Source organism: Cohnella thermotolerans DSM 17683, assembly GCF_000429825.1.
Classification (GTDB): Bacteria; Bacillota; Bacilli; order Paenibacillales; family Paenibacillaceae; genus Cohnella; species Cohnella thermotolerans.
Window position 1 is genome coordinate 1 of the sequence record NZ_AUCP01000069.1, and the last position, 19,054, is coordinate 19,054.

General features: G+C 61.5%; 15 protein-coding genes. All 15 read left to right on the top strand.

Annotated features, from left to right (window positions below):
* Positions 1-352 precede the first annotated feature (352 nt).
* The 15 genes from G485_RS0113600 (at position 353) to G485_RS0113670 (ending at position 19,053) form a co-directional block, all read left to right on the top strand.
* Positions 353-1,993 carry a family 10 glycosylhydrolase gene (locus G485_RS0113600; protein ID WP_027093005.1) on the top strand — a complete coding sequence of 547 codons (1,641 nt, stop codon included), beginning with the start codon at positions 353-355 and terminating at the stop codon, positions 1,991-1,993.
* Between the two features lie 17 nt (positions 1,994-2,010).
* A complete protein-coding gene (locus G485_RS0113605; RefSeq protein ID WP_027093006.1) occupies positions 2,011-2,517 on the top strand; it encodes a metallophosphoesterase family protein in 507 nt (168 codons plus the stop codon).
* Between the two features lie 33 nt (positions 2,518-2,550).
* Positions 2,551-3,600, top strand: coding sequence for a GDP-mannose 4,6-dehydratase (locus tag G485_RS26465; RefSeq protein ID WP_035156193.1), 1,050 nt, complete (start codon positions 2,551-2,553; stop codon positions 3,598-3,600).
* A 126-nt stretch (positions 3,601-3,726) separates the two neighbouring features.
* Complete coding sequence (locus G485_RS0113615; protein ID WP_027093007.1) at positions 3,727-5,469, top strand: ABC transporter ATP-binding protein; 1,743 nt, start codon at positions 3,727-3,729, stop codon at positions 5,467-5,469.
* The gene (locus tag G485_RS0113620; protein WP_035156196.1) at positions 5,453-7,312 is read left to right on the top strand and encodes an ABC transporter ATP-binding protein; all 1,860 of its coding nucleotides are present in this window, start codon (positions 5,453-5,455) and stop codon (positions 7,310-7,312) included. The genes G485_RS0113615 and G485_RS0113620 overlap by 17 nt, the downstream gene beginning before the upstream one ends.
* Positions 7,313-7,396: 84 nt before the next feature.
* Positions 7,397-7,996, top strand: coding sequence for a TVP38/TMEM64 family protein (locus G485_RS0113625; RefSeq protein WP_027093009.1), 600 nt, complete (start codon positions 7,397-7,399; stop codon positions 7,994-7,996).
* A gap of 389 nt (positions 7,997-8,385) precedes the next feature.
* Positions 8,386-9,417: an ABC transporter substrate-binding protein gene (locus G485_RS0113630; RefSeq protein ID WP_051318268.1), complete on the top strand. Its 1,032-nt coding sequence runs from the start codon at positions 8,386-8,388 to the stop codon at positions 9,415-9,417.
* Between the two features lie 67 nt (positions 9,418-9,484).
* Positions 9,485-9,946: a hut operon transcriptional regulator HutP gene (gene hutP / locus G485_RS0113635; RefSeq protein ID WP_027093011.1), complete on the top strand. Its 462-nt coding sequence runs from the start codon at positions 9,485-9,487 to the stop codon at positions 9,944-9,946.
* 13 nt (positions 9,947-9,959) lie between these two features.
* Positions 9,960-10,724, top strand: a complete 765-nt coding sequence (locus G485_RS0113640; RefSeq protein WP_051318269.1) for an ABC transporter permease — start codon at positions 9,960-9,962, stop codon at positions 10,722-10,724.
* A 6-nt stretch (positions 10,725-10,730) separates the two neighbouring features.
* Positions 10,731-11,558, top strand: a complete 828-nt coding sequence (locus G485_RS0113645; RefSeq protein WP_084423306.1) for an ABC transporter ATP-binding protein — start codon at positions 10,731-10,733, stop codon at positions 11,556-11,558.
* Between the two features lie 26 nt (positions 11,559-11,584).
* Positions 11,585-12,853, top strand: coding sequence for a histidinol dehydrogenase (gene hisD, locus G485_RS0113650; protein ID WP_027093014.1), 1,269 nt, complete (start codon positions 11,585-11,587; stop codon positions 12,851-12,853).
* A gap of 256 nt (positions 12,854-13,109) precedes the next feature.
* Positions 13,110-14,642, top strand: coding sequence for a histidine ammonia-lyase (hutH, locus tag G485_RS0113655; RefSeq protein ID WP_027093015.1), 1,533 nt, complete (start codon positions 13,110-13,112; stop codon positions 14,640-14,642).
* Positions 14,643-14,815: 173 nt separating this feature from the next.
* Positions 14,816-16,480 (top strand): urocanate hydratase, encoded by a 1,665-nt coding sequence (hutU, locus tag G485_RS0113660; protein ID WP_027093016.1) that lies wholly within the window; start codon positions 14,816-14,818, stop codon positions 16,478-16,480.
* Between the two features lie 18 nt (positions 16,481-16,498).
* Entirely contained in the window at positions 16,499-17,782 is a 1,284-nt protein-coding gene (hutI, locus tag G485_RS0113665; RefSeq protein ID WP_027093017.1) for an imidazolonepropionase, read from the top strand.
* A complete protein-coding gene (locus tag G485_RS0113670; protein ID WP_027093018.1) occupies positions 17,779-19,053 on the top strand; it encodes a Zn-dependent hydrolase in 1,275 nt (424 codons plus the stop codon). The genes hutI and G485_RS0113670 overlap by 4 nt, the downstream gene beginning before the upstream one ends.
* The last annotated feature ends 1 nt before the right edge of the window (position 19,054 follow it).

Consider the following 19,054-nt stretch of genomic DNA (forward strand, 5'->3'; position numbering starts at 1 on the left):
CATTATATGTTCGGGCGTCGGTTATTTGATAAGATCGTGTAAGCTGGACGAACATGGGACGTTTGCAAGACGGAACCGCATGTCCGCCGATCGGCCGCTATATGGATGAATATGGTGAACTAAGAAGGAATGCGGCGCAGAGGGCGAAAGAGAGTAACCAGCTTCCTCACATTGACAGAGTTGCGGTGCACCCCTCGCCCAAACCCGTGCCGCGATCCCGCCGACGCATGTTATCGAACGTTTTAAGACGGCGCCGCAACGCCTTAAAGCGTTTTTTCGTGCAACTATCTCCCGCAATTGACGTCTATTCTTGACGGAATTGATTATGTTAAGAATAGGAGTTTTGCTGAAGATGCGGTTGCGCAAGATCACGGTGTGGATTTGTCTATTGGCCTTGTTCATCTCTTCCTTCCGGTGGGCCGGCCATTCAGAAGCCGCGGCGTCCGGTCCGATCGCCCTCGTGCTGGACGGCAAGCCGCTCGTTACGGATGCGGCCCCTTACGTAGTGCCGAAAGTGAATGTCACGATGGTGCCGATTCGGGTCATCAGCGAAAACTTGGGCGCCACAGTGGACTGGTCCCAAAGCGCCAAGACGGTTACCATCGCCCAAAGCGGCGTCGTCGTCAAAATGACGAAAGGCCAAACGACCGCCCAAGTGAACGGCGCCTCCGTCAAGCTGGACGCCTCCGTCGATGTCAAAAACGGCCGAATCATGGTGCCGCTCCGTTTCGTCGGCGAAAGCCTGGGCGTGCAGGTGGATTGGAGCCAGACCGCCCGAACCGTCACGCTGACGCGCCAAGGAACGTCCGGCGGCGGTAACGGCGACGGCGGGTCCGGCAGCGAGCCCGGCCAAGGCACCCCGAGCGGAGGAGCCGACGCCGGCCATACGGCCATGCGCGGGGCGTGGATATCTACGGTGTACAATCTGGATTGGCCTTCGGCCGCTTCGTACGGCAATGCCGTCAAGCAGCAGGAAGAATACAAGAAGCTGCTGGACGATCTGCGAGCGATCGGCATCCATACGGTGTTCGTGCAGGTTCGCCCGGCGGGAGACGCCTTCTATCCGTCGAGCCTCGTCCCGTGGTCCAAGTATTTGACGGGCAAGCAAGGCGCCGATCCGGGCTACGACCCGCTGGCGTTTATGATCGAGGAGACGCACAAGCGCGGCATGCGGTTCGAAGCCTGGTTCAACCCGTTCCGGGCCAGCACCGAAGCGACGACGGCGACGCTGGCATCCAACCATGTCGCGGTCGCCCATCCCGACTGGATCGTACAAGTCCAATCGTCGTCGGCTACAACGACCTACCTCGATCCCGGCGTTCCGGCCGCGCGCCAGCACATCATCGATGCCGTGATGGAAGTCGTTAACCGCTACGACATCGACGGCGTCCATTTGGATGACTATTTTTATCCGTCCGGGGTGGTCTTCAACGACGACACTTCCTTCCAGAAGTATAACACCGGCGGCTTTAAAGCGAAGGCGGACTGGCGGCGCGACAACATCAACCAATTCGTTCGGCAGCTGAGCGAAGCCATTCATGCCGCCAAGCCGCAACTGCCGTTCGGCATCAGCCCGTTCGGCGTCTGGCGCAACGCCTCGGCGGATCCGGCCGGCTCGAAGACAAAGGCGGGCGTCACGTCTTACGACAGCATGTTCGCGGACGTGCGGACGTGGATCCGCAATGGCTGGATCGACTATGTCGTCCCTCAAATTTACTGGAGCCTCTCGTACCCGAACGCCCGCTACGACGTGTTGACCGACTGGTGGGCGAACGAAGTCAAAGGCACGAACGTCAAGCTCTACATCGGACACGCGCCGTATAAGCTCGGAACGAGCGAGGCCGGCTGGCAATCGGCCCAGGAAATCATCGATCAGTTGGCTTACAACGCGACCGTCGACCGGGTGCAGGGAGACGTCTATTTCAGCGCCAAGGACCTTCTAAGAAACCCGCTCGGACTGATTCCGCTTTTGAGCAAGTATTACGGATCGTAAGAAAGAAGGGATAGGCGGTGCTGCTCGGAATCGTATCGGACACCCACATGCCCCGCATGGCGAGATCGCTGCCGGCCCCGCTGGCCAAAGCGTTACGCAAGGTGGACCATATTTTGCACGCGGGCGACTGGACCGATCTCCGGGTGTTGGAGGCGTTGGAGAAGTTCGCGCCGGTCGACGGCGTCGCGGGCAACAACGACGGGCCGGAGATCGTCAAGAGATTCGGTCTGAAAAAAATACTGAAGCTCGGGGATAAGCGGATCGGTCTCGTACACGGACACGGGAACGGTACGCGAGACGCGACGGAGGCGCGGGCTATCCGTTCGTTCCAGGACGACGACGTCGATTGCATCGTGTACGGCCATTCGCACGTGCCCGCGCTCAAAGAAGTAAACGGCATAATCGTCTTCAATCCCGGATCGCCGACGGACAAACGAAGGCAGCCCCAGTATTCGTTCGGCTTGATCAAAATTAGCGGAAGCCGGATCGAAGCGAAGCACGTGTTCTATTCGTCGAAAAGTTGAACGAGTGCCGGCAACCAGAGAAGGAGAGAGACGATGAGCACTTATTTGGTGACGGGCGGAGCCGGGTTTATCGGATCGCATCTGTGCGAAGCGCTGCTCAAGGACGGCCACACCGTCGTCAACGCGGACAATTTCTCCGATACGTACGATTACCGCTTCAAAGTGCGCAACGTCCTGGAGACGCTGGGCATGAGCCCGGCGTTCGACTATCGGGAGAAGGACGAAGATTTGTCCCGGCTTCGCTCGCTTGTCCGTTCCGAGCGGTACCGGCTCGAGATCGCCGACATTCGCGACGGGAGCGCCGTGGAAGCGCTGTTCCGTACGCACAAGCCGGATGCCGTCGTCCACTTGGCCGCGATGCCGGGCGTCCGCGCCTCCATTGCCGACCCGCTGCTGTTCGAAGACGTCAACGTCAGAGGAACGCTGCAGCTTCTCGAACGGATGCGGGCGCACGGCGTCCGGAAATGGGTATGCGCGTCCTCCTCGTCCGTATACGGCAACAACCGCAAAATCCCGTTCGCGGAAGCGGATCCCGTGGAGCAGCCGATCTCCTTGTACGCGGCGACGAAAAGAAGCTGCGAGCTGATGGCTTACACGTACAGCCATCTGTTCGGCATCGACGGGATGGTGCTGCGCTTTTTCACCGTTTACGGGGAGAGACAGCGGCCCGATCTGGCCATCCGCAAGTTCGCCGAGCGAATCGAACGGGGGGAGCCGATTCCGTTCTACGGCGACGGCTCGACCAGCCGCGACTACACGTACGTGGCGGACATCGTGCGAGGAATCCGGAGCGCCATCCGTTACGTGGAGCGGCATGAGGATGTCTGCGAGATCGTCAATCTCGGCGGCAACCGAACCGTCTCGCTCGCGCGGATGGTCGAGACGCTGGAGAAGGAGTGGGGCGCGCAAGCGAAGCTGGACCGGCAGCCGATGCAACCGGGGGACGTAGAGCGGACTTGCGCCGATCTGACGAAAGCGAAGAAGCTGCTCGGTTACGAGCCGTCGACGGGGTTCGAAGAAGGCATCCGCAAATTCGCGGCCTGGTTGAAGGCGGAGCTCGCTTGGCAGCGTACCGAGAAATAAATTTTACCGGTAAGATAAGTTGATCATTGGCGGGGACCGCTATACAATAAGACGGGGATCTATTTTGGAGAAGGAAATCGCGCTTTGCGGTTTCCTTTCGTCATTCGCGCAGAGGGGAATCCGTTTATGCGTAGCTGGTCCAAGTACGTTCGGACATACGGAATACCGTTCGCCTTCGCCTTTCTGCTCGTCGCGCTGGAAGCGGTTTGCGACCTGCTGCAGCCGACGCTGCTGTCCCGCATGATCGACGAGGGCATCGCGCCTTCCGACCGCAGCGCCGTTCTCCGCTTCGGCGGGCTCATGCTGCTCGTGACGGCCGTCGGGGCGATCGCCGCATCGGGGAGGAACATCGTCTCGAGCCGGGTGTCCCAGACGTTCGGAGCGGAGCTTCGGTCGGATCTGTACCGTCATATCCAATCGCTCTCATTCCGCAACCTCGACCGGTTCGACCGGGCGACGCTCGTCACCCGGCTGACAAACGACGTGACGCAGGTGCAGAACTTCGTCAACGGGATGATGCGCCTGTTCGCCAAAGCTCCGATTCTGTGCATCGGCAGTCTCGTGATGGCGATCCGTTTAAATCCGCATCTGTCCGTCGTACTCATCGTCGTCGTGCCCGTCGTAGGCGTTTTGATCGCCCTCAACCTTCGCATCGGGTTTCCGCTGTTCCAGAAGGTGCAGCGGGCGACGGACAAACTGAACGGCATCATGCGCGAATATTTGGCGGGCGTGCGGGTCGTCAAGGCGTTCAACCGCTTCCGGGACGAAACGGACAAGTTCGGCCGGGTCAACGAGGAATACCGCCGCAACGCCGCGAATGCGATGAAGCGCATGGCCGTCTTCAATCCGGCGGTGCTGCTCACGGTCAATTTCGGCATCGTCGCCGTCATCTGGCTCGGAGCGCTTCGCGTGGATGCCGGGCGCATGCAGGTCGGGCACATCGTCGCATTCGTCAATTACATGACGCAAATATTGTTTTCGCTCATGGTCATCTCCATGGTGTTCAACATGCTCGTCCGCGCCATCGCTTCCTGGAGCCGCATCGGGGAAGTGCTGTCGCTGCGCGACGAGACGGCCTGGAAGGAGGACGCCGTTCTGCCGGAGACCGGCGGAAGAATCGACTTCGAGGGAGTAACGTTCTCCTATAGCGGAGATTCGGGCGCTCCGGCGCTTAAGGACGTAAGCTTCGCCTGCCTGCCGGGGCAGACGGTCGCCATCATCGGCTCCACCGGCGCGGGCAAAAGCACGCTCGTCAACCTCGTCCCGCGCTTCCACGACGTCACCTCCGGCCGCGTCAGCATCGACGGCGTCGACGTCCGCGATCTCGATCCGAAGCGCATCCGGGACCGGGTCGCCATCGTGCCGCAGCGTCCGATGCTGTTCACCGGGACGATCCGGGACAACATCCGGTGGGGGCGAGAAGAGGCGACGGAAGAGGAAGTGATCGCCGCAGCCCGGATGGCGGCGGCGCACGACTTCATCTCCGCGCTGCCGGAAGGCTATTCGACGAAGCTGGGCCAAGGCGGGGTCAATCTGTCGGGCGGCCAGAAGCAGCGGCTGTCGATCGCCAGGGCGCTCATCCGCAAGCCTTCGATTCTCATCCTGGACGATTGCACGAGTGCGGTGGACGCCGCCACGGAAGCGTTGATCAAGCAGTCGCTGCGCGAATACGCCGAGGGCTTGACGTGTTTGCTCATCGCCCAGCGGATTTCGTCGGTGATGGACGCGGACCGCATCGTCGTCCTGGACAACGGCGAAGTGGCCGGCTTCGGCACGCACGAAGAGCTGCTTCGCGGCTGCCGCGTCTATCAAGAAATTTACCGTTCGCAGATCGGCAAGGAGATGCATGCGCATGGCGCCAGAGCGTAATACCGCAGCTAACGGAAGCCCTCCGCCGAACGTGTCGCTGATGAACAGGCCGCCGGCCAGAGGCCGGGGCGGCCCGGCCCAGAAGCCCAAGAACATGAGCGGAACGCTCAAACGTCTCTGGGGCTATATCGGACAGGAACGGAAATGGCTCTTTATCGTCTTCGTCCTGCTGCTCATCGATTCGGGGCTGACGCTCGTCGGTCCCTATCTGGTGGGCGTGTCCGTCGACGCGATCGCCCGCGACGCGGGAGGCGTCGATTTCCGGCTGCTTGAAGGCGTTCTCGTCGCCCTCACCGCCGCCTATATCGGCGACGCCCTGCTCACTTGGCTGCAGGGCTGGCTGATGGCCGGCGTCTCGCAGCGGATCGTGCTGCGCATGAGGGGCGCGCTGTTCGGCAAGCTGCACAAGCTCCCGCTCGTCTATTTCGATACGCGCCGCCACGGGGAAATTATGAGCCGGCTGTCCAACGACATCGACAACGTGAGCACCACCGTCTCGCAGACGACTTCGCAATTGATGTCCGGCGCGATCGCCATCGTCGGCTCGCTTGTCATGATGCTGGCGCTCAGCCCGCTCCTCACTCTGGCCAGCTTGATTACGGTGCCGTTCGTCTATTTGCTGGCCAGGACGATTACGAAGCGTACGGCGGGATTGTTCAGGGAACAGCAGGCCCAGCTGGGCCTGCTCAACGGGCAGATCGAGGAGACGATCTCCGGCATCGAGGCGGTCAAGGCGTTCAACCGCGAGCGAAGCGTCGTCGAATCGTTCGAGGAGACGAACCGTAAGCTTCGCGACACCGGCATTCGCGCGCAAATCTGGTCGGGCTTCCTCATGCCGCTGCTCGGCGTCATCAACAACCTCGGCTTTGCCGCCGTCGCCATCGTCGGCGGGATTCTTGCCGTCAAGGGACTCGCGACCGTCGGCATTATCGCCAGCTTCATCAGCTATTCCCGGCAATTCGTCCGGCCGCTGAACGATCTCGCGAACGTGTACAACGTGCTGCAATCCGGCATCGCCGGCGCGGAGCGGGTGTTCGAGGTGATGGACGAGAAGGAGGAGCCGGAGGACGCCGCCGGCGCCGTCCGGCTCCTCCATCCGCAAGGGGAAGTCGTCTTCGAGAATGTCCGATTCGGCTACCGGCCGGACGCGCCGATTATCGGCGGCATGAGCTTTCGGGCGGAGGCGGGCACGAGCGTCGCCCTGGTCGGGCCGACCGGCGCGGGGAAGACGACCGTCGTCAATTTGCTGACCCGGTTCTACGACGTTACGGGAGGGCGGATACTGATCGACGGGCGGGACATCCGCGAATATACGCGGGACAGCCTGCGCGGCGTATTCGGCATCGTCCTGCAGGACACGTATTTGTTTTCCGGCACGATTCGGGATAACATTAGATACGGCAAGGCGGACGCGACGGACGAAGAGGTCCGGGCCGCGGCGGCGGCCGCCAACGCCGACGGCTTTATACGCCAGCTTCCGGACGGGTACGATACCGTCCTGACGGAGAACGGCGGCAATTTGAGCCAAGGCCAAAAGCAGCTGCTCGCCATCGCCCGCGTCGTGCTGTCCAAGCCTTCGATCCTCATTCTGGACGAGGCGACCAGCAGCATCGATACGCGCACCGAACGGCATATCCAGGACGCATTGCTTCATATCATGCAGGGAAGGACCACGTTCGTGATCGCCCATCGCCTGAACACGATCCGGGATGCGGATACGATCATGGTGATCGACAAGGGGGGCATCGTCGAGCAAGGCTCCCACGACGAGCTCATGCAGCGCCAGGGCATGTACGCCCGTATGTTCAACAATCAATTCAAGAACGTCGTGGAAGGCGTGTGAGGCGGCCTGTTCTTCACGGTGGGTTCATACAACTATAGTAAGCTGTGAAGGACAGTCAAAACGTGGAAGGTTTAGGTATCCGAAATGGGAATGATCAATGACAGCATCAATTGGCTGCTCGCGACGACGCAGCTGGACGGGTTCAACATTTTGCTGATCACCGTGCCGCTCGCCATCGTGCAAGGCTTTCTCGGCCTGTTCCCGTTCACGACGCTCATCATGCTGCACATATCGGCGCTCGGCATCGTGAACGGACTGATCATGAGCTGGCTGGTCAGCATCCTCGTCTCTCTCGTCGTCTTTTATTGTTGCCGCTATTGGTTCGCGGACTGGTTCGACCGGAAGCTGGCGCGGTACGAAGCCCGGTACGCCAAGTGGAAAAAGTATTTCCAACTGTACGGCGTCTGGGCGATTATTCTGATGCGGACGCTCCCGATCATGCCGAACAATGTGATCGCCTTTCTGGCATCGATCTCGTCCATTCGTCCGTCGCCTTATCTGATCTCGTCCATCGTCGGCAATTTATCGCACATTTGGTTGTTCGGCATCATCAGTTCTTCCATTCTTTTTCCGGGAACGGACATCCGTCTGCTGATCGGCCTCTACGTCGTTTTTTTCGCGGCCATGGCCATGCTGTTCGTCACCGGTCTGTACCGCGGCTTCTGGAGCGGGCGAAGATCCTGAGAGGGACCTTCGTCCGCTTTTTTTGTTATATTCTCTGACGCCGGGTCAAACACCTTGTGAAAGACTTATAATTTAAAAAATCGCTTAACATTCTAATTATATTATATAATCCCAATAATTTAGCAAATACCGGAACGCCCGTTCCGTGAATGTACCCATTTTTTCGACAAAATGTGATGAAAGTTAACGTGTTTTATTGACAAGCCTCATTTTCGCCGTTACATTATTAATAAGCGCAGTATAGTTCTTAGTTTAAAGAATGTGCTTTTCATAACGGGAACTCCAGTCTCCGTTATCGAGCACATTTTTATTATTTTATGGAGGGATTTGCTATTCATTGTCAGTTTTTGCGCGCCCTCGAATAAAAAGATTGGAGTGATACTGTGCAGATGATGAAAACGAAGACGAAAACGAAAACGCTGTTCCTCGCCGCCATGTGCCTGACGGTCGGAATGCTGACCGCCTGCAGCGGAGGCGGCAACGATTCGAACGCCCAATCGGGGGCCAGCGCGAGTTCCGGGGCCGGCGGCGCGGCAACCGGAGAGCCGCTTTCCTTCAACATGGGGGTCGAACCGTGGGTCGGCTACGCGCCGTGGTGGATCGCGGCCGATCAAGGCATTTTCAAGAAATACGGTCTGGACGTCAAAGTCGTCAACTTCAACCAGGATTCCGACATCAACGCCGCCTTCGCTTCGGACAACATCAAAGTCGCCAACATCGCCACGCATACGGCGATCAAGATGGTCGGCAACAACGGCCTGTCGTTGAACGGCATCGTGCTGCTGGACCAATCGAAGAAGGCCGACGCCATTCTGTCGAAGGGGAACGTCAAGAGCATCGCCGACCTGAAGGGCAAGAAGGTCGCCTTCGAGGAAGGCACCACTTCCGACTTGCTGCTGCGGGAAGCGCTCAAGGAGAACAACATGACGATCGACGACGTTCAGGTCGTCTACATGCCGGCTTCCGACGCGGGCCTTGCGCTTCTGTCGGGCAAAGTCGATGCCGCCGTCACGTACGAGCCCTACATCTCGACGGTCAAGTCGAAGGGCGAAGTGCAAATCCTCTTCTCCGGCGAGAACGCGCCTGGGCTGATCAGCGACCTTGCCGTCATCAAGTCCGATTATTTGACCGCCCATCCGGAAGTCAAGGACAAGCTGAAGCAAGTGTGGGATGAGACGATGGCCTACTGGAATAGCAATAAAGAAGCGGGCAACAAGATCATTGCCGAGAAGAGCGGCATCGACGTCGCCGATTTGCCCGTCATTTTGGAAGGCTTGAACTACTATACGTCTCCGGATCAAGAGAAGCTGGCCGATTCCGGCGAGTTCCTGCAAGCCGCGAAGAACATCCAGGACATTCTCGCGAACCAGAAGGTGCTGAACAAGCAAGTGGATCTCGAGCAGATGTTCCAGTTGAAATAAGCGGCAAGCCGCCTTCCTTCCGGAAGCGGGAGGAAGGCGGCCCGGCCGCACGAGAGGGGATTACGCCATGCACAACGGTCCGGACTCCAACTTCCCGATAGGCAAGCTGGCCATCCTGCTGGCCGTCCTTCAGGAACACGAGTGGAGACAAAGCGTCGAGGAGCAATTGACCGCGGGCGGCTACCGCTTCACCATCGGCCGGGTGGGGGCCATGGACATGATGAAGGTCATCGCCGCGATCGAGACGGCCGCCAAAAACAACCGCATCATCGACAGCGAATCGTACCGGGAAGTGCACGCGATGTATCACGCCATCATCGAAGCGCTGCAAGGCGTCGGCCGGGGAGAAGTGCAGTTCGGCAACATTCTCCGGACGGTGGGCCTGACCTTCTCGATCGTTCGCGGCAAGTTCGCGGGAGCCGTGCAGCATGAAGGAGACTGGGTCGCGGTCGCCGTTTACGGCACGATCGGCGCGCCCAAAAAAGGCTTTGAGCACGAAACCATCGGCTTTGGTTTTAATCATATCTAGGTAGGCGATGCCATTGAGAAAATATACGGTACTATCGGTTGCAAGCATCCTCTTCGTCCTGGCGGTCTGGTCCGTCGTGACGTATTCGAAGCTGATCGACCCGCTGTTCCTGCCGACGCCGGGAGGCACGCTCGAGGCGCTGAGCAAGGAAATCGACGAAGGCATCTTCTTCAAGGACGTCGGCGTCAGCTTTTACCGGATCTTGATGGGCTTCGTCATCTCGACGATTTTCGCGGTTCCGATCGGCATGATGATGGCGACTTCCCGCACTTGGCAAGCCGTCTGGGAGCCGCTTATCGGCCTCATCCGCTACATGCCGGCCGTCGCGTTCATTCCGCTCTCCATCCTCTGGTTCGGAACGAGCGACATGCAGAAGTTTTTCATCCTGTTCCTCGGCGTTTTCTTCCAGGAAGTCATTATGATCGCCGACAACTGCAAAACCGTCAACAAATCGCTCGTGGAAGTCGGCCATACGCTCGGCTTCACCAAGGGGGAAATTACGCGCAGCATCGTGTTCCGCGCGGCGCTGCCCGGCATGGTGGACACGTTCCGGACGACCTGGGGCTGGGCGTGGACGTACCTCGTCGTGGCGGAGCTGGTCGCCGCTTCCGAAGGCTTGGGCTTCCGGATCATGCAGGCGCAGCGGTATTTGAGCACCGACCGGATCGTGCTCGGCATCCTCGTCATCGGCTTGTTCGGTCTCATAACCGACCAGCTGTTCGCGTGGCTGTACCGCCGGATGTTCCCGTGGAAAACGTTGGAGAAAGCGAAGGGGTGAGGATCGATGGCCGTCCATCTGGCGCAAGAGCAGCCTGCGAGCAAAGAAGTCATGCTCTATGCGGAAGACGTCACGAAGACGTTCATGAGCAACAAGAAGGAAATTACCGCGCTCGACCGCGTTCATCTGACCATTCATCAGGAAGAATTCGTCTCGCTGCTCGGTCCGTCGGGCTGCGGCAAGTCGACGTTTCTAAGGCTCGTCGCCGGGCTTGACGCCAAGACGCGCGGAACGCTGACGCTGAACGGCGTGCCGATCGAAGGCGCGGGCCGCGATCGCGGCGTCGTCTTCCAGCAATACAGCCTGCTTCCATGGATGCACGCTTGGGAGAACGTCGCGTTCGCACTGAAAAAAACGAAAGGCCTCACCGCCGCGCAAAAGAAGGAAATGGCGTACCATTTCCTCGAACTGGTCGGCCTCAGAGGCTTCGAGAAGCATTATCCGGCGCAGATGTCCGGCGGGATGCAGCAGCGGGTCGCGATCGCGCGGGCGCTCGTCTACCGGCCGAAGATGCTGCTCATGGACGAGCCGTTCGGCGCGCTGGACGCCCAGACCCGCAGGGACATGCAGGATTTGCTCATGCGGATATGGGCGGAAGAGAAGTGCAGCGTCCTGTTCGTCACGCACGACGTGGACGAGGCGATCTATTTGTCCGACCGTGTTTACGTCATGAGCGCCCATCCGGGCCGCGTGGCGAAAGAGATGACGATCGACATGCACAAGCCGCGCGACTGGAACGACATGCTGTCCGACCGGTTCGTCCACTACAAGCGCGAAATCGTGTCCGAGCTGGAGCGGCAGAAATCGCTTCATAAGCAGGCGCTTCAGGCATAAACCTATTCCATCGGAGGTGAAGCATCATGCTCAAAATCGTGCCGAGACGAGAATTGGTCGCCGCCCGGCCGAACGTCTCCGCCAATCCGGAACGCAGGGAGACCGTTCTGCACATTATAGAAGAGGTCAAACGGGAAGGGGACGCCGCCTTGCTGCGGATGACCCAACAATTCGACAAAGTCGTGCTGCCTCAGCTTGCCGTTCGGGAAGAGGAGATCGAAGAAGCTTACCGCGCCATCGCTCCGGACGTGCTGGAAACGATACGGGACGCCATCCGCAACATTCGCGGTTACCATGAGCGCCAACTCCGCCAGTCGTGGATGACGACTTCGGAGAGCGGCACGATTCTCGGTCAGCTCGTCCTTCCGATCGAGCGGGTCGGGCTTTACGTCCCCGGGGGAACGGCGGCTTATCCGACGTCCGTCATGATGAACGCGATCCCCGCCCTCGTCGCCGGCGTCAAGGAGATCGCCATGACGACGCCGCCCCGCAAGGACGGAAGGCTGAACGCGGCCGTGCTCGTCGCCGCGGCGGAGCTCGGCATCCGCGAAGTGTACAAGGTCGGAGGCGCGCAGGCGATCGCCGCGCTCGCTTACGGAACCGAGACGATCCGCAAAGTCGACAAAATTACGGGTCCCGGCAACGCGTTCGTCGCCATCGCCAAGCGGGAAGTGTTCGGTCAAGCGGCCATCGACATGATCGCCGGCCCGAGCGAGGTCGTCGTGCTGGCCGACGAGACGGCAAACCCCGCCTATATTGCCGCCGATCTGCTCGCGCAGGCGGAGCACGATCCGCTCGCATCCGTCACGCTCGTCACGACATCCGCCGAATTGGCCGAGGGAGTGCAGCGGCTTGCCGCCGAGCAAATGGAAGCTTTGGAGCGGCGCGACATCGCGGCCAAGGCTGTGGAGAACTTCGGCGCCATCTGCTTAGCCGGCGATCTGGACGAAGCGATCGACATCGTCAACGAGCTGGCGACGGAGCATCTGGAGATCCAGATTCGCGATCCGTTCGCGCACCTGGGCAAGATCAAGCATGCGGGCGCCATTTTCATCGGGGACGACAGCCCGGTGGCCATCGGCGATTACTTCGTCGGAACGAACCACGTCCTGCCGACGGGGCGGACGGCGCGCTTCTCGTCGGGCTTGTCGGTGGACGACTTCGTCAAGAAGACGAGCGTCGTGCGCTACAGCCGCCAAGACATGCTGGCGAACGGGCGCAAAATTTCCGCGCTGGCGCGGTTCGAAGGGCTGCAGGCGCATGCCCGGTCGGTCGAGCTGCGGCTGGAAACGTAAAGAAGCAACGAGCAGTGCAGAGTATTTAGTGCATTTATTAGAGCGATTCGTTCGCTGGAGTCAAGTTTTAATAGGCAAGCTGTAAGAGGCAAGATGGAAGACGGAAGATGAAGACGCAACACAAGACTTTCAGAAGCATGCCCATGGTTTGAAAGCGGAAGCGACCTTTAGCGGCCATATAGCGATTAGTGATTTAGAAGCCGGTACCTTCGATTTGGTATGGGCTTTTTTCATTATTCGTAAAGCAGGTGACCGAATGCTTACAACGGCCGAACGAACGGTTAACATCGACGGACACTCCCTGACGCTGGAAGAAGTCGTATCCGTCGCGAGACATCATCGGAAAGTGGCGATCGACGAGCGCAGCGTTCAGGCGATGAGACGAACGAGAGATTACGTGGAGAAGCTTCTCCGCGATCAAAAAGTCGTGTACGGTCTGACGACCGGCTTCGGCAAATTCAGCGACACGTATATTTCGGCGGAGGACGCGAAGGCGCTGCAGCTCAACCTGATCCGCAGCCATGCCTGCGGCATCGGGCGCCCGTTCCCGCAGGAGACGGCGCGGGCGATTCTCCTGCTGCGCGTCAACGCGCTGGCGCTCGGCTACTCGGGCATTCGCCCGGAAGTCGTGCAGCTTATGGCGGATATGCTGAACCGGGGCGTGACGCCCGTCATTCCCGAGCAGGGATCGCTCGGCGCGAGCGGCGATCTGGCGCCGCTGTCGCATCTGGCGCTCGTCCTCGTCGGTGAAGGCGAAGCCTGGTTCCAGGGCGAGCGGCTTCCCGGCGGGGAGGCGATGGCGCGGGCGGGCCTTCAGCCGATTGGACTGGAGGCGAAGGAAGGGCTTGCGCTCATCAACGGGACGCAGGTCATGACCGCCGTCGGCGCGCTCGCCTGTTGGGACGCGAAGCGGCTGGCCGAATGGGCCGATTGCGCCGTTGCGCTGACCGCCGAAGCGCTGTACGGCGTGCGGGACGCCTTCGACGACGCGACGCACGCCATTCGCCCGCACCGGGGGCAGCGCCGGTCGGCCGAACGAATCCGCCAGCTTACGGCCGGCAGCAAGCTGATGACGGACCAGGGCGAGCGCCGGGTGCAGGACGCTTATTCGCTGCGCTGCGCTCCGCAAGTCCACGGCGCGAGCCGGGACGCCATCGCCTACGTCGAGGAGAAGCTCGAGATCGAGATCAACTCCGCGACCGACAATCCGCTTATTTTCGCGGACGAAGACCGCGTCATCTCGGGCGGCAACTTCCACGGCCAGCCGATCGCGCTGGCGATGGACCATCTCTCGATCGGCGCCGCGGAGCTGGCGAACATCTCCGAGCGGCGTGTCGAACGGCTCGTCAACCCGCATCTGAACGAGCATTTGCCTCCTTTCCTGACGCCGAACGGCGGGGTGGAGTCGGGCTTCATGATCGCCCAATACGCGGCCGCTTCGGTCGTGTCGGAGAACAAATCGCTCGCCCATCCGGCCAGCGTCGATTCGATTCCTTCGTCAGGCAACCAGGAGGATCACGTCAGCATGGGCACGATCGGAGCGCGCAAAGCGCGGCAGATCGTCGACAACGCCTACAACGTGCTGGCCATCGAGCTGCTGTGCGCTGCGCAGGCCGCCGATTTCCGCGATCCGGCGCTGCTGGGCGAAGGCACCGGCAAGCTGTACCGCCGCATTCGCGAACGGGTGCCGTTCGTCGACCGCGACCGCGTGCTGTCGGGCGACTTCAAGACGATCGCCGACTGGATGCGAAGTTCCGATTCGCTGGAAGACTTGTCCGAGCTGCCGTGAGTCCGAGCGCCGCAAATGCCGGCCGGAAGACTTGTCCGCTCGTCCGGACCTCGGGCCGACAATGGCCGGATGGTCTCTGCGAGCCGCCGGGAGTCCGGCGGGCGCAGGATCCGAAGACGGGCTCTGATGCCCGACCGCACCGATTACACCCCATTAGAGGAGGAATTTCAAACATGAGTCTGTATGCCGAAGATCGCGTCATCCGCGCGCCGAGAGGAACGAAATTGAACACGAAGGGCTGGGTTCAGGAAGCCGCCTTGCGGATGCTGATGAACAACCTCGATCCGGAGGTGGCCGAACACCCGGAGAAGCTCGTCGTTTACGGAGGCATCGGCAAAGCCGCCCGCAACTGGGAGAGCTTCGACGCCATCGTCGCTTCGCTGCAGCAGCTCGAAGAGAACGAGACGCTGCTTATCCAGTCCGGCAAGCCCGTCGCCGTCTTCCGTACGCACAAGGACGCGCCCCGCGTGCTGCTGGCGAACTCCAATCTCGTGCCGGCCTGGGCGAACTGGGAGAAATTCCACGAGCTTGACAAGAAAGGTCTCATCATGTACGGCCAAATGACGGCCGGCAGCTGGATTTACATCGGCAGCCAGGGCATTGTGCAAGGCACGTACGAGACGTTCGCGGAGCTGGCGAGACAGCATTTCGGCGGCAGCCTGAAGGGGACGATTACGGTGACGGCCGGCCTCGGCGGCATGGGGGGCGCGCAGCCGCTCGCCGTCACGATGAACGAGGGCGTCGTCATCGGCATCGACGTCGACCAGAGCCGAATCGAGAAGCGCATCCACTCCCGGTATTGCGACATGATCGTGCACAGTCTGGACGACGCCATCTCGCTGGCGAAGGAAGCGAAGGAGGAAGGCCGGCCGCTGTCCATCGGCCTCGTCGGCAACGCGGCCGAGATCTTGCCGCAAATGATCGGGCGCGGCTTCATTCCGGAGATCATCACCGACCAGACGTCCGCGCACGATCCGCTGAACGGCTATTTGCCGGCCGGGATGACGATGGAAGAGGGCAAGCGGCTGCGCGAGTCCGATCCGGAAGCGTACGTGAAGCTGTCCAAGGCGAGCATGGCCCGCCACGTCGAAGCGATGCTGAAGATGAAGGAGCTCGGCGCCGTCGCCTTCGATTACGGCAACAACATCCGCCAGGTCGCGTTCGACGAAGGCGTGGCCGACGCCTTCTCGTTCCCCGGCTTTGTGCCGGCGTACATCCGTCCCCAGTTCTGCGAAGGCAAAGGACCGTTCCGGTGGGCCGCCTTGTCCGGCGATCCGGAAGACATCCGCAAGACAGATGAAGCGGTGCTTAAGGCGTTCCCGGACAACGAAGGCTTGCGCCGCTGGATCCGGATGGCGCAGGAGAAAATCGCCTTCCAGGGGCTGCCGTCCCGGATTTGCTGGCTCGGTTACGGCGAGCGGGCGAAATTCGGCAAGCTGATCAACGACATGGTCGCCTCCGGCGAGTTGTCCGCGCCGATCGTGATCGGACGGGACCATCTCGACGCCGGCTCCGTCGCCTCGCCGAACCGCGAGACCGAAGCGATGCGCGACGGCAGCGATGCGATCGCCGACTGGCCGATTCTGAACGCGCTCGTCAACACGGCTTCCGGCGCGAGCTGGGTGTCGGTTCACCACGGCGGCGGCGTCGGCATGGGCTACTCGCTGCACGCGGGCATGGTCGTCGTGGCCGACGGTTCGAAGGACGCGGAAGCAAGGCTCGAGCGTGTGCTCACGACCGACCCGGGCATGGGCGTCGTCCGCCACGCGGACGCCGGCTACGAGCTGGCCGTCGAGACCGCGAAGCGCAAAGGCATCCGCATGCCGATGCTCGGCTGATCGGAAGGGGACAGACGCATGAGCATCGTTTACATTCGAAATGCCGCCCAAGTCGTCACGATGGCGGGGCCGAACGACAAGCCCCGAACGGGCGCGGCGATGGGTGAGCTGGGCATCGTCGAAGGCGGCGGCGTCGTGCTCGAAGGCGAGCGGATCGCCTTCGTCGGCACTGATGAGGAAGCCGCGCGCTACGTCAAGCGGCACGCCGAAGGCCGCGAGGTTGCGGTCATCGACGCGGCGGGCAAAACCGTCGCGCCGGGACTCGTCGACCCGCATACGCACGTCGTCTTCGCGGGCTCCCGCGAGAAAGAACTCGACATGAGGCTGCGCGGCGCGACGTATATGGAAATTATGAACGCGGGCGGGGGCATCCATTATTCGACGGAGCGCACCCGCGAAGCGAACGAAGATCAGCTCGTCCGGGAGACGGAGAAGCGGCTGGACCGCTTCCTGCAGCACGGGGTGACGACGATCGAAGCGAAAAGCGGCTACGGCTTGCGCATGGAAGACGAGCTGAAGCAGCTGCGGGTTGCGCGGACGCTGAACGACCGCCATCCCGTCGAGCTGGTGTCGACGTTCATGGGTGCCCACGCCGTGCCCCGCGAATACAAAGCGGACCCGGACGCGTACGTCCGCCTCGTCGCGGAGGAGATGATTCCGGCCGTCGCCCGCGAAGGGCTGGCCGAGTTTTGCGACGTCTTCTGCGAGGAGGACGTGTTCACGCCGGAGCAATCGCGGATTGTGCTTGAAGCGGGCAAAAAGTGGGGCCTGAAGCCGAAAATCCATGCGGACGAGATTGTCCCTTACGGCGGCGCCGAACTCGCGGCGGAAGTCGGCGCGGTATCGGCGGAGCATCTGCTGCGTGCTTCCGACGAGGGCATCCGCGCGATGGCCGCGAAGGGGGTCATCGCGGTGCTGCTGCCGGCCACGGCGTTCTTCCTCATGACGAAGCCGGCGGAAGCGCGGAAAATGATCGAGGCCGGCGTGCCCGTCGCCCTGTCGACGGACCGCAACCCCGGCTCGTGCCCGACGGAATCGCTCCCGTTCGTCATGAACCTGGCGTGCCTGACGATGCGCATGACGCCGGCCGAAGTGCTGACCGCGTGCACGATCAACGCCGCCCACGCCATCGGCCGCGCCGACCGCATCGGCAGCCTGGAGCCGGGCAAGCAGGCGGACGTCGTCCTTTTCGACGCGCCGAACTATTTGTACCTGCAGTATCATTACGCGGTCAATTTGGTCGAGACGGTCATCAAGAAAGGCCGGCCGGTCCTTTTGAACGGAAAGAGGACGGACCGATGAAGGAACTGCGAGTCAACGCCGCAAGAATCGAATCGCGGATTCGGGAGCTTGGCGAGATCGGCCGCAACGCGCAAGGCGGGATGGACCGCACGACGTTTACGCCTGCGGAGCTGGAAGCGCGGGAATGGCTGAAGGCGAGGCTGCGCGAACTGGCGCTGGACGTCCGCGTGGACGAAGCGGCCAACATCTGGGCGCGCAGGGAGGCAGCCGCAAGGGGACGGCCGGTCGAAGGCGAGCTGCCGGTGATCGCGTTCGGGTCCCACCTCGATTCGGTGCCGAACGGCGGCCGCTACGACGGCGCGCTCGGCGTCCTGCTTGCGCTGGAAGTGATGCAGGTTCTCAGGGAAAACGGGGTGGAAACCCGCCACCCGTTCGAGCTCGTCTCGTTCAGCGCGGAGGAGCCGAATCCGTTCGGCCTCTCCACCTTCGGCAGCCGGACGGTCTCCGGCAAGCTGGGGCGCCGCGACCTCGAAGGCGTACGCGACGCTCACGGCACGCTGCTCGTCGACGCGCTCCGCGCTGCCGGCGGCGATCCCGACCGGTTCGAAGAGGCGCGGCGCCGGCCGGAGGAGCTGGCCGCGTTCCTCGAAGTGCACATCGAGCAAGGCTTGCGCCTGCTCGAGCGCGGCATTCCGGTCGGCGTCGTCTCGGCCATCACCGGCATTTACCGCGAGAGCGTGACCGTGGTCGGCGAGGCCAACCATGCCGGTACGACGCTGATGGGTAACCGCAAGGATGCCCTGATGGCCGCTTCCGAGATGATGCTCGCGTTCGAAGCCGCGTGCCGCGAGCATCCGTCCGAAGAGACGGTCGGCACGATCGGGACGATCGAGAATAGGCCGAACGCGGCCAACATCATCCCCGGCGAAGTCCGCTTCCACCTGGAGCTTCGCGGCAAAACCCGCGAAGAGATCGGGGAAGCGCTGGACGCTTGGGCCGCTCGCGCCGAGGCGATTGCCGCCCGCCGGGGCGTTCGGCTGGAGCGGAAGCTGCTGCTCGACCAGCATCCGGTGCGCATGGATCCGCTCGTGGCCGACGTTTGCGCGGCGGAAGCGGCGAAGCTCGGGTACGAGACGCTGGCGCTCGGCAGCATGGCCGGACACGACGCGGCGCATATGGCGTCGCTGACCCGTTCAGGCATGCTGTTTGTCCCCAGTCTCGGAGGCAAAAGCCATTGCCCCGAAGAGGAGAGCCGCATCGAGGATATCGAGAAAACGGCCAACGTGCTGCTGCAATCGCTGCTGGCGCTGGACGATCAACTGAACCGGTAGG